This is a genomic window from Leptospira sanjuanensis (assembly GCF_022267375.1).
Lineage (GTDB): Bacteria > Spirochaetota > Leptospiria > Leptospirales > Leptospiraceae > Leptospira > Leptospira sanjuanensis.
In genome coordinates, this window is record NZ_JAIZBH010000001.1 from 706,556 (window position 1) to 718,470 (window position 11,915).

Genomic DNA, 11,915 nt, shown 5'->3' on the forward strand with positions numbered 1-11,915 from the left:
AACTTTCAACGGCTAACGTTAAAAACATTCCGACTGCACCGGCGGTGCGAAACAATCAACTGCTGAAAGAGAAAGCATTTCCCCGCGAGAGCGATCGCAGCGTAAATCCGGCATTGCACCATCGAGTACTACGCTGTTCTTTTTCTTTCTTTGGACTTGATGGTGCGATGCTGATTGAAGTGGAGAGCGCGTTTCGCGAAGCGAACTCGCCCCAAGCGGCAGCTATACCGCGAACGCAAGCTATGACGTGAACAAGGCAGGTGGCAAATCTTGGGCGAACGGAAGTGTTAACGTATCGGCGAGTAGAGAAGGTCACTCGAGTTTAGCGTTGTCTTACAACCACGACGGAAACACGGCGATTCCTCAGAGACTGAGAGGAGGGGGAGCGACGCTTGACTTAGGGAACGACGGGGTATTGGGTTTTAGCATCCAGGGACTGAAAGGAGCTACGATCGGTACTGTGAGCTACAACACGAACAGTCATGGTTGGGAACAGGCGACTTTGAACCAGAATTTCCAGAACGAATATCTTCAAGGTGTGACAGCTGAGAACTCTGCCTACAATCACGAGAAGAGCCAGATGGAGATCTTGCGTACGGAGCTGAGTATTGCGACGAAGATGGAGAAACCGTTGTTTACGCAAGCAGATGTGGACAAGTATTTACCTAAAAACAAGGACGGCAGCATCGACGTAGAGAATGCACAGCCTGAGAAGTTGTTAGAGAAATGGAACGCGCACAAGGAAGCGATGTCCCAAACGCCTGAGGGCTTGCAGAAGTGGAAGGACGATGTAACGAGAGCCGGAGAAAGATCGGGGATTGAGATCCGCTTCAACGACGGTAAGAGTGCAACGAGCACTTTCGGTAAGTTTGTAACGGGAATGTTCGGAGACTTTGCGATGAGCATGGGGATTGCGAACGACGGAAGCAAGATGATCGACAAACAAGGCGTGTTCCACTTAGACACGTGTTTTCGCGGAGACGTCCCGGTTTGGCGTTTGAAACACAAAGAAAACGGAATATACGGGAATGTGAATTCTTCTTTCGAGAAGAGTGACTACGAGCTAATTGCGATCGAAGAAGTAAAGATCGGCGACGTAGTCCAGTCTTGGAACGAAAGAACCGGAAAACTCGAGAACAAGAGAGTCATGGAAACTTTTGTCCACGAAGTTCCGCAGCTTTTCTTTCTTGAGTTAGACGGGGAAGACGAGATTCATACGACTTGGAACCACCCGTTTAGACGGAGAATCGTAACTCAGAATGGTTCGAATGCCAGCACAAACCAAAACAGAGTATCACCGTTTGACCCGAGCGGGATTCAAAGAACATACAAAACTCATGAACATCTGCTTCATCCGCGAGAAGCAAGAATCGTGACGAGCCTTTTGGGCTCGGGAAGCGAGAGCGAAACAAAGACAGCGAGTGTAATAGAGGAGCTTCCCCATTCTACAGATTCTAACCATTCAGCCTCGGATGTAACGTTGAGTAAGACGGAACAACTTTCGTCGAACGAAACAACCCAGACCTCGGAATGGGTGAAGGTGGAAGACTTAAAACTGAAGGACCAAGTTCTCCGTTCCGATGGCAGCTGGGGAACTGTAACGGGGATTTACTACTACAACACGGAACCGACTAAGGTATACAACTTAGAAGTAGAGGAGAATCATACTTACGTTGTGGGCGGAAGAGATTCCAATTCCGGCGCGGGCTACGTTGTGCACAATTACGACCAAACGATGCGAGATATCTTAGCGAAGGTAAATACGCCTGTAGACGCTCGTATTGCAGCAGCGCAAAGCCGGGAGAAGTTCGAGTTTGAAGGTTCGACTTGGGTCAAAAAGGGTGGAGAACCGATACTTGACAAAAAGGGTAATGTGAAAGGTCACCAACCGGTTTACTACGAATCAGCGAGCAATCAATACGGGAAAAACGACCGTTTGTATATCGAGAAGACTGCAGATGGTAAGGATATCGAGTTAAGACAACTACAAAGAGAGGGTGAATACTACCGGGACGTAAAAGTATATGACAAATACTTAAATTGGAAAGGTAACGTAGACACTATCGGTAACTTACCGCACTTGAATCCAGCCGATCCAAGCACAGTTAAGTTCCACTTAGACTATACCGAGAGGTTTGCGACTGAACGGGGTTACAAGTTTGAGAAAGATGCGAACGGAAATACGAAGACATATACGACGAAGAATATAAACGGCGAAGACCAGATGTATAGTAAATCGTCTGACGGAAAGACGATGTTGCTACTTGGATATACAGCGTCGACCCAGAGGGAGACGTATTACCAAGATCTAACGGCAAACAACAAGAAGATCATCTATGATCGCTTGGGAACAGGGGATGATTTGGATGGAACTGGCATTTGTAATGCGAAGGCACCTGGAACGGTGATGCGTGGTCAAGGATATCACATGACCGATGCTCAGGTTCGAGAAAACGGAACGATGGGAGTTATGGTGGCGCGCAGTTCTCAGGAACATGGAAATACGATGATTGACGCAGACAATCCATTTGGTCGCAAACCGAGTAACATACCGGTTGAAGCACTTTCGGCCAACAGCTTTTCGAAATACGGTTTTGAGGTTCCTGCGAAAGGGATTCTTTACAACGATGTAAGGAAGCCAACTTTGCCGAAACGTGAGGATTCTGAATCTGATATAGCTTTTGCGAAAGAAATGAGTATTTACAATAACAAAATTGAGTCCCGTGCTCAAAGCTCTGTCGACAAAGTGAAACCTTGGATCATTGAGCAGATCAAGCAAGGAAATCCAGTGATAGTGGGTGGAGATTTTACCCCTGGAGGTCACGTAGTGACGATTGTAGGTTTTACTCCAACGGGATATATCGTTCATGACTCCTACGGAGACAGAACGAAGGGGTATGACAATGCCAAAACTTCGGGACAATTTGTACATTACCCGTATGGAAGTTACTCGCTTGGATATGGGTATATTTTAAAAAGGAAGAAGTAGGAGAGGAATTTATATATGAAAATTCGATATTTACTTTTTGGACTGTGTTGTTTTGTCTTGAGCCACTTCCTTTTTGCTCAAGAAGACAAATATCCAATCAAGGATTGTATCGGCAAGGATGGAAATCCTGAAATTTACAAGATCGCGAAGATGAAGGAAGGGGATGTATTGCAAGGAACTTGGTATGACAGCTTTGCTGGATCTCCTGGGGATGCTGTTGTCTGGGCGAGTAGTTTTTACAAGAGCCCTAAAATTGCATCGCGTTATTCAGCTGAAAGGCCAAAAGATTTTGGGAAGCTCAAAGAGTGGGCAAGGTCTACCTGTGGACCATATGCTCCATATGGTGTTCAATACAATGAACAAGATGAAACTTGTTTCGATTTGTCGAAGAACAAAGGAATTGGTGAGATAATCCTTTCTCCTATTACGCTTGAGGAAAAAAATATTTACTTCCAGCTAACGATGAATCTTAAAGATTTTCCAATTCAACGAGTGTTTGAATGGACTTCCTTCCCAAAAAAAGTCCGTTTTTACTTTTTAATTCCTGAAGAACTTACCGGCGGACCAAGGGGCGGAAAGATATTCAAAAACTTGAAATTAGTTTCCTCCCAAGAAGCCGAGATTCCATTTGCATCCGGATATCTCAAGGTTCCGATCCAATCGTATGACAAGATACGAAGCCAATTCAAAGTAGATCGCAAGAAGGTATATCACGAAAATATCGTTGTAGCGACTGAGATCTTGGACATCTACGAATCCAAGGGAACTCCAGGCGAAATTGGCCGAACCTGCATAGACGAAATATCAAATACCCTTGGTGAAAAGTATTATCAAAAAGAGCTGATGAAACCATGAAAATCCTTCTTAGTATTACCAATATCATTCTCCTTGGAGTAGCCCTGTTTCTGGGCTACTTTCTTTTTGAAAGCACGAAGCTGACTGAAACCGTTGAATACGAAAAGTTAAACCCAAGCAAATCGTTAACGCTTCTGATTTTCAAGCATCCTAAGAATGTGTTTGGGGGTTTTCGGTATTATTTTGGAGCGAAACTTCCGAAGGGAGAAGCTCCGTTTGTGAGAAAATATTCACCGATCCTGGATTCGGCGAATGACAAATTTGAGAAGATCGAAGACTTTACGGAATGTGGAAACGATACATATGTGATCACATTAAGAACCGGAGAGACTTTGAACTACAAAAAGTTTACGATCTTTGATCTGGAATCGAAGGAAGTAGATGAGAAATCCTTGAAGTCTTGCAAAAGAGGTCGCGGGTGAGGGTAAAACCTAGTTGAGAGAAGATACAAAGTATGAAATCTAACGGAACACCAAAGGGCTTCGTCCTCGGCGAAGCGGTTCGCGACACAACGACGGGCCAAACGATGTATGTGGAGAAGGCTTGGAGCCCGACTGTACCTTGCATTTACTTTGATCCGAAGACGGAAAGTCTTGTGAAGGTGGATCTGTTGCCTGAAAACTTGGAGAGGATCAAGGAGATATTACCGTATTTACCGAAGTGAAGAACTTTCAAACCCGCGAATGGCAAGGAACAACAAGAAAGGTTCTCTATTGAAAGGACATACAGTTTTACATGTGAATCAGGCGAACAAAAATTTCCTTCAACTTCTCCTTTCCCATTGACAAAAGCACTCTGTAGACGACTCTTTGATGTATCAAAGAGTCGGTTCCTGACTCAGTAATTTTCCTTTCATTTTTTTTCTCCAAACTTTCAACGGCTAACGTTAAAAACATTCCGACTGCACAGGCTGTGCGAAACAATCAACTGCTGAAAGAGAAAGTATTTCCCCGCGAGAGCGATCGCAGCGTGCACCTTCTCTGTGAAAGCTAAATTGGAGGGTCCGGATATCCGGACCTTCCAAAAAACTGTCAACAAGAGCCGCAGGGATCGTTTTTGTTGATGCTTGGTCTTTTTGAAGCAGCCTCTTTAATCGGCTTGGCAAAACGAAGTGGATCTGGTATTGCACCTTCTAAAACTTCGTTCGGAGAATAGCCAAATAGAACTCCGCTTGGACGATCATTGTATTCCGTAACTGCAAGCTTTAATGTTTTGATCACATCTTGAAACGAGTAAAGCTTTTTCGGAAATAGAAATTCATATTTTATTTTTTTGTTCACGGCTTCGATCATGCTGTTTGAAAATGTGATGTCAACTTGAGCGATTAATTTTTCAATGAATAAGCGCGGTGAGCAAAGGAATTTATTTACTTCTCCCGCATTTTCCGAACCGTCATCACAAAGAAGCTGTATTTGTTTGTGGAATAAATCGAATTTCTCACAGACCTCTTTTAAATTTAACATCGTATTTTTGGAATTCCATTCTAAAGAAGCTTTCCAACCTAAAATTGTCCTGGAAAAATTGTCCATAATGAAATGGATATATACTTTAGAACCATCTTGTACTCGTAATATGGTTGTATCCATGTGAAGAAGAAGTAAGGGAGCTGTGGAACGAATTCCGATCTTTCTTCTCGCCTTTCGAATGATTTCTCTTTTGGGAGCAAGAACTCTTGCGTATTTGTAGAATGTGGCCAAACTCAAGAAAGCAACGCCGTCTTTTATGATTTTGTAGAAGATGGAACGAAGAGGCCAATTGAAAAATTCAGGCTTTTTGAGATACCGCGCAATGATTTTTTGTTCTTGGATTGTGAGTTGTTTTGGATGGATCTTTCTGCAAAGGCCAAATACGGAAGAGTTACAAAGGATTTCGTTTTTCCATTTGTAATATCTTTGAACGGACACTTTCATGAAACGACAAGAACGTTTTAGGCCGAGGTTAGGAGCTATTCGTTGAATGATAGAAACGATTTCTTTCTTACGATCGTTCCAGATTCTTCTTTTTCCTCGAATGGATTCAGACAGGGAATAATAAAAAGAATAAATGGAGAAAAGTGATTTGAGAGTTTTCATAAACGTTTTGCTATCGAGAGCTTTTTTGTACAAATCCAAATCTTTAAAAATCGGATCTTGGGAATCATATCCCACTAAGGTAGAAAGATTTCGATTTTTTCAATCGCATCGAGTGGATTTTGGAATAACATCTTTTTCTGACGGAGAAAGAAGATTCAACTGAGCTTTGAAAAGAAGAGCAGTGTGATATGAGTTTTTGGTTTTGAGTTGAATGGATTTCATTTGTAAGATGAAATCGTCTCGGAGGAACGAAATCTGAATTAAAAAACAAGAAAGAGACCGTAAAAGAGAGGATATTTAATTTTTTAAAAACGAAGACTTCGTTTTAGAAGGGACTTGTTTTTATTTTTTTAAAATTGGCGCACCGCAGTTGCGAAGAATATTATAAATATATAAATTACTTTTATAATCCAGCGGAGAGTGTTTTTATTAAGCAAGTCGGATTGTTTTGTTGAATGTATGATTGATGTATAATATGAACGAGGTGTTCTGTGTTAGAAAGTCGGATTGCGGAAGAAAATAAGGTTATTATCGAAGAATTGAAATCGCTAAGTAATGGATATAAGGAGAAATTGAGAAGCCTTAATCTTCGCGAAGATGAAGTCGTGCAATATTTAGGAGAGATTCTTTACTATCAAGTTGGGGGGTTGGAACCTGATTTAAAGCAGTTGCGTTCTAAATACAAAAATTCTCCTATTTCCAAGTATATTGAAATTACGTATTCTTATTTAGAGACGGAAAGCGGTGCCGAGCCGTTCATTAAAGAAGCGGGCTATCAAGATGCGTCCGTTTTATACTTTTTGATCGATCGTCTGGATTGGTCGATTGAATCTCTCCCTGACTATGATTTAATGATTCAAATTCTTTCCTATCATCTTAAAATTAAAGAAAAGATCGAAGAAAAACAATTACGCAAAGATTATAAAAAGCTATTCCGATTGAGCGTTGCAAGATCATTGTTTCTTTTGGGAGGGCAGACCAAAGAAATTGACTTTTTTCGCGAGACTTTCATGAGTTTTGCTCCAAAGGAAGCGAATGAATTGATTGAAAGGCTGGAAGAGAGTCTTCTATTTGATTCATTCACGATAGCAAACCTTTTATCACAGCTGTACGAGAATCGATCCGAATATGCTCATTACAAAGATATGGGATGGTTTTATCGTCTTTATCTTCGTTACTTAGTAAAATCGATGCAGCCTGTTCTCAAAGAAATCGGACAGTTAGCGAAAAATACTCCTAACCAAATAGGCAACAGCATCGTTCATCTTAATACTCAAAGAAATTCTAAAAAACGCAAACGTAGGAAATAGCCAAAGAGCTTATCATTTTCCATGAACCAGGACGATATTGATAAAGCTTTGAAAGGCATTTTAAAAATATACGTCGAAATACGTAATCAGAGTAATTTGAATAAAAACACCGTTACATTAGAAGCAAATCGAGAAATCGGTAAGATTCTAAAGAACGCAGAAAAGAATGCGACTGCGGAGGAACAAACGAGTGGCAGTTGGATGAAAACGATTTCGATGCAGTTGCAAAGGTATTTAAAGAAAGGTTTTTTTGAAAGGAACCTCTTTTATGCTCAAAAATTTTACGAAGTCTATGGTAAATCGGAGTTAGATCACAGGCTGAGTTGGAGCCATTATCGTAAATTAGCATCCGTATCCGATGAAAAGTTGAGAGACAAGCTGACAAAGATAGCTATTAAAGAAGGTTGGAGTGAAGAAACGCTTTCCTTTAAAATCAAAGAGGTAGGACAACAAAGAAAATCTCCGATCTTAAAATGGAGACGTCCTGAAGGTTTGCTTTGGCATTACAAAATCAAAGAAACTTTAAAAAACAATACAGTCTACCTGCTTGATTTAGGGTTCTACTGTTACTATGAAACACCGAAGAGTAGGGCTAATAACAAATATAAAGCCGGTGATGTTTTAAGATTTCAAAAGCAAGGTAAATCCTGGTCTCTTGAAAAAACAAAACTTTCCCAATCCTCGGATCTTTATTTCTACTCCGGAGAAATCGAGCGAGTCATTGACGGTGATACAATTCTCGTAAAGCTACAGTTAGGTTTTAATTTAATTACAAGGCAGAGAATCCGATTGCACAACGTTTGGGCGGCTGAGTTGGATACAAATGAAGGAGAAAATGACTTTGAACTTCTGAAAAAGAAATTACCCTCTAAAACGAAGATTATTGTAAGGAGTAGATCGAAAGATATCTACGGACGCTATGTGGGGGATGTTTTATATTCGAATAAAAAGGTAGTGAGTCCTGAAGAAATCTTAACGGATGGAATTTATTTGAACGAAGAATTGTCCGTCGTTGGCACAAAAGAATGATCTTAGTGAAACGATATATTATTTTACATGTGAATCAGGCGAACAAAAATATCCTTCAATTTCTCCTTTCCCATTGACAAAAGCACTCTGTAGGCGACTCTTTGATGTATCAAAGAGTCGGTTCCTGACTCAGTAACTTTCCTTTCATTTTTTCTTCAAACTTTCAACGGCTAACGCTAAAGACATTCCGACTGCACAGGCTGTGCGAAGCAATCAACTGCTGAAAGAAGAACAAGCTATCCCGCGAGAGCGATCGCAGCGGAAATCCGGCATTGCACCATCGTGCACTACGTTGTTCTTTGTTTTTATCAAAACCGAATGGTGCAGTGCTGATTGAAGCGGAGAGCGCGTTTCGCGTAGCGAACTCGCCCCAAGCGGCCGCCCTTGTGAACGGAGTGATCTCAACGGCGACATTAGGAATGGGTTCGAGCTTTACAGGCTTCGTGAGCTACAACAAGCACCAGAACGCAAACATCATCACCGGCCAACAGGAAATCAAAGGCGGCTGGGGCGGCGGCGTGAGTTGGAACGCGTTAGGGAAAGAGGGCGGCTTTATCAAAGAAGTCCTGAAAGCTCAAGGTTTTAACATCGGAGCGAGTTACAACCGCGACAGCGGTCTTGGAGTCAACGCCTCCTTGAACTACACCGTAGGAAGCGGTAACAAAGGATTAGGTGTCGGAGGGGACTACAACTTCAAGGATCGTTCGTATGGCTTGAACGCGAGCTTAGACTTGCACAAGAGTGAAAACGGCCTTCACCACGTAGGGGTGAGTATGTCCGCTCGTAGCGACGGCCACGCAGATGTGGGAGCATACTACAACTACGGCAACGAGAAGATTCCACCGCAGTTTAGAGGACACGGAGGAAGCCTAACGTTTAACGATCAAGGTAACTTTACTGCGAGCGGTCAGATGCAGGGAGCGACAGTTGCGTCAATCACATATGATACAAACACACACGGGTTTAAACCTTTAGAACTCAATTACAACTTTCAGAACGAATTCAACCAGGGGTTAGCTGCAGAGAATGCGCAGAAGAACCATGAGCGTACTTCGATGGAGCTTGCATACAAGGAAGTGAGTTTGGGGACGAAGATGGAGAAGCCGTTGTTTACGCAGTCGGAGGTAGACACATATCTTCCCCGCGACAAGGACGGTAACATCGACATGACGAAAGCTCAGCCTGAGAAGTTGATGGCGAAGTGGGACGAATACAAGGTGCACCTTCTCTGTGAAAGCTAAATTGGAAAGTCCGGATATCCGGACCTTCCAAAAATCTGTCAGCAAGGGCCGCAATCTCGCATCCTGCTCGATTGGGCTCCACGGCGTCTTTCACGTGCGCTTCGCCAGAAACTCAGCAGGTTTCTCCCTATGGGTCGAAACCTACCATGGATTCGCGTCGCATTTCTTCACTCCCTACGGGTCCGCTCAAAATGCTCTCACGTGAAAGCTTCGAAGGAAACTCAGCAAATTGCTCCCTATGGGTCGCTTGAAATACTCTCACGTGAAAGCTTCGAAGGAAACTCAGCAGATTCTTCCCTACGGGTCAGAATCTATCTTCCGGATTCTTTTGATTGTTAAAATTTGATTGCGAGGAAGAGTAGAAATGAAATTGGGCAGGGAAGGATTCGCCTCCCCTTCGCTCGGGCAATCCTGCCTCGCTCGCGTAGGCTCGTCGCAATGCTTGCTCGACTTCCTGTCTCGCATCGCTTCCTATGGGTCGCGACCGCATTTGCTCTATTCGAATCCTTCCAGGATTCTTTTGATTGTTAAAATTTGATTGTGAGGAAGAGTAGAAATGAAATTGGGCAGGGAAGGATTCGCCGTTACGCAATCTCGCATCCATGCTCGATTGGACTCCACGGCGTCTTTCTCGTGCCTCGTCCATCCATGGACTCGGTTCGCGTTTGCGACGTTCCCTATGGGTCACTTGCAAACGCTTTCACTCGAAAGCTTCGAATCCTTCGATTTGCTTTTGTTTATCGGATTTTATTGTAAAAGAAGAGGAAATGAAATTGGGCAGGGAAGGATTCGAACCTTCGAAGACATAGTCAGCAGATTTACAGTCTGCCCTCGTTGGCCACTTGAGTACCTACCCGAAGAGAAAAAGCTGCCTATAGGAATCGAACCCACAACCGTCTGATTACAAATCAGATGCTCTACCAATTGAGCTAAGGCAGCAATTTACTATGGAACCAGTATTTCGGGCTGATTTCCTCGGTCAAATAAAAAATCCAAGGAAGGCGTTTGCCGATATTTCCGAACTCGTTTTTCGGTTTCTCCGAATCCTTTTCGAAAAATTTGTATGGATGAGCGGCCTATGACCGAAAATGGAAGAGATGATTCTAACCCTGATTCACGTCGGAATGACTCTTTCGGTTCTCTGTTTTTACACCGGTTATTATTTTCGCTTTAGAAAGAATCTTCTGCACCGGATTTTCAATCTTGCGGGAGCGTCCTTCAACTTAACGACGGCAATCTCCCTTCTTTACGTAAAATATTTGGGAGGGGGTTTGGAGAACGCCGGAATTTTACCCGCGGTCGATCGATGGATTATCGACACACATCGCGCGTTCGCGATTCTCACCTTGGTTTTGATGCTTCTGATGGTCTGGTCGGGAATAACTCGAAAAAAAGAATTCCACAGAAAGCTGCACTATATTTTTCTTCCTCTATACACTGTCATTTTCCTTTCCGGGCTGGTTCTGTTTCGTTCCGCGAACTGACCTTCTTTCGGCACCTCGTTTCGAGGTTGGAAATCAGCATCTCATTCGCTTAGGAAGAATATGAACGATATCAAAGAACTCAAGAGTTTTGCTAACGAACTCAGAAAGAGCGTGATCCGAATGGTGACCGCAGCGAATTCCGGTCACCCGGGCGGACCTTTGGGTCTCGCGGATATCTACGCGGTTTTATATAAGAAAATTCTAAACCACAAACCGTCCAATCCGGATTGGGAAGAACGGGATCGTCTGATTCTTTCCAACGGCCATGTGTGTGCGATCCGTTATGCGGCCATGGCTCACACCGGTTATTTTCCCGTCGAAGAACTGCTGACGTTCCGCAAACTCGGAAGCAAACTGCAAGGTCACCCCTCGACCCGTTATATGAACGGAATCGAAAGCGCTTCCGGTTCTTTGGGACAAGGTCTTTCCGTTTCCGTCGGTCTTGCACTCGGCGCGAGACTGAAAAAACAGAATCATAGAATCTACACTTGTATCTCCGACGGAGAATGCGGGGAAGGTATGACTTGGGAAGCGGCTCAATCCGCGGCGCATTACAAACTCGATAATCTGATCGCGTTTATGGACAAGAACGGAATTCAAATCGACGGTTTTACGAAAGACGTTATGAACCTCGAGCCTCTCAACGAGAAATTTCTTGCCTTCGGTTGGAACGTGTTGGAAGCGGACGGCCACAATATCGAACAGATCATCTCCGCGTTCGAAAAGGCGCAGCAACACAAAGGCTCTCCTACCATCATTCTGTTCAATACCGTATTGGGTAAGGGTGTTTCTTTTATGGAGAATAACCCGGGGTGGCACGGAACCCCTCCAAAACCGGAAGAAGAAAAGAAAGCTCTCGAAGAATTATCCGCTCTTACCGTTTAAAAAATCTCTCCCCGCCGTCTTCGCGGGGAGCGTTTCCTTTTTTTGCAATT

At 43.4% G+C, this 11,915-nt stretch carries 8 protein-coding genes, 2 tRNA genes and 2 pseudogenes; 9 read left to right on the forward strand and 3 right to left on the reverse strand.

Annotated features, from left to right (window positions below; all coding sequences use genetic code 11):
* Positions 1-214: 214 nt before the first annotated feature.
* The 4 genes and pseudogenes from LFX17_RS03260 to LFX17_RS03275 form a co-directional block, all read left to right on the forward strand.
* Positions 215-2,989: pseudogene (locus LFX17_RS03260) on the forward strand (TIGR04388 family protein); the annotation flags it as partial.
* Between the two features lie 15 nt (positions 2,990-3,004).
* The gene (locus tag LFX17_RS03265; RefSeq protein WP_238745010.1) at positions 3,005-3,844 is read left to right on the forward strand and encodes a hypothetical protein; all 840 of its coding nucleotides are present in this window, start codon (positions 3,005-3,007) and stop codon (positions 3,842-3,844) included.
* A complete protein-coding gene (locus LFX17_RS03270; protein WP_238745012.1) occupies positions 3,841-4,266 on the forward strand; it encodes a hypothetical protein in 426 nt (141 codons plus the stop codon). Before LFX17_RS03265 ends, LFX17_RS03270 begins: the two co-directional genes overlap by 4 nt.
* Positions 4,267-4,298: 32 nt before the next feature.
* Positions 4,299-4,508: a hypothetical protein gene (locus tag LFX17_RS03275; protein WP_238745014.1), complete on the forward strand. Its 210-nt coding sequence runs from the start codon at positions 4,299-4,301 to the stop codon at positions 4,506-4,508.
* Between the two features lie 367 nt (positions 4,509-4,875).
* Here LFX17_RS03275 and LFX17_RS03280 read toward each other — a convergent pair.
* Positions 4,876-6,138: pseudogene (locus LFX17_RS03280) on the reverse strand (transposase).
* Positions 6,139-6,407: 269 nt separating this feature from the next.
* On the opposite strand from LFX17_RS03280, the gene LFX17_RS03285 reads away from it, so the two are divergent.
* From LFX17_RS03285 to LFX17_RS03295, 3 genes are all read left to right on the forward strand, one after another.
* A complete protein-coding gene (locus LFX17_RS03285; protein ID WP_238728887.1) occupies positions 6,408-7,226 on the forward strand; it encodes a hypothetical protein in 819 nt (272 codons plus the stop codon).
* A gap of 21 nt (positions 7,227-7,247) precedes the next feature.
* Positions 7,248-8,255 carry a DUF1016 N-terminal domain-containing protein gene (locus LFX17_RS03290; protein WP_238728888.1) on the forward strand — a complete coding sequence of 336 codons (1,008 nt, stop codon included), beginning with the start codon at positions 7,248-7,250 and terminating at the stop codon, positions 8,253-8,255.
* A 326-nt stretch (positions 8,256-8,581) separates the two neighbouring features.
* Positions 8,582-9,496 carry a TIGR04388 family protein gene (locus LFX17_RS03295; protein WP_238728889.1) on the forward strand — a complete coding sequence of 305 codons (915 nt, stop codon included), beginning with the start codon at positions 8,582-8,584 and terminating at the stop codon, positions 9,494-9,496.
* A gap of 774 nt (positions 9,497-10,270) precedes the next feature.
* Here LFX17_RS03295 and LFX17_RS03300 read toward each other — a convergent pair.
* A tRNA-Tyr gene (locus LFX17_RS03300) sits at positions 10,271-10,352 on the reverse strand.
* Positions 10,353-10,362: 10 nt separating this feature from the next.
* Positions 10,363-10,435 (reverse strand) — tRNA-Thr (locus LFX17_RS03305).
* Positions 10,436-10,593: 158 nt separating this feature from the next.
* Here LFX17_RS03305 and LFX17_RS03310 point away from each other — a divergent pair.
* Together LFX17_RS03310 and LFX17_RS03315 are read left to right on the forward strand one after the other, a co-directional pair.
* Positions 10,594-10,980: a hypothetical protein gene (locus tag LFX17_RS03310; protein ID WP_238747644.1), complete on the forward strand. Its 387-nt coding sequence runs from the start codon at positions 10,594-10,596 to the stop codon at positions 10,978-10,980.
* 60 nt (positions 10,981-11,040) lie between these two features.
* Positions 11,041-11,865: a transketolase gene (locus tag LFX17_RS03315; RefSeq protein WP_238745016.1), complete on the forward strand. Its 825-nt coding sequence runs from the start codon at positions 11,041-11,043 to the stop codon at positions 11,863-11,865.
* Positions 11,866-11,915: the final 50 nt, after the last annotated feature.

Bases quoted from the DNA above. Each gene is read 5' to 3' on its own strand.
- LFX17_RS03265 (WP_238745010.1), top strand. From the start codon at position 3,005: ATGAAAATTCGATATTTACTTTTTGGACTGTGTTGTTTTGTCTTGAGC.
- LFX17_RS03270 (WP_238745012.1), top strand. From the start codon at position 3,841: ATGAAAATCCTTCTTAGTATTACCAATATCATTCTCCTTGGAGTAGCC.
- LFX17_RS03275 (WP_238745014.1), top strand. From the start codon at position 4,299: ATGAAATCTAACGGAACACCAAAGGGCTTCGTCCTCGGCGAAGCGGTT.
- LFX17_RS03290 (WP_238728888.1), top strand. From the start codon at position 7,248: ATGAACCAGGACGATATTGATAAAGCTTTGAAAGGCATTTTAAAAATA.
- LFX17_RS03310 (WP_238747644.1), top strand. From the start codon at position 10,594: ATGATTCTAACCCTGATTCACGTCGGAATGACTCTTTCGGTTCTCTGT.
- LFX17_RS03315 (WP_238745016.1), top strand. From the start codon at position 11,041: ATGAACGATATCAAAGAACTCAAGAGTTTTGCTAACGAACTCAGAAAG.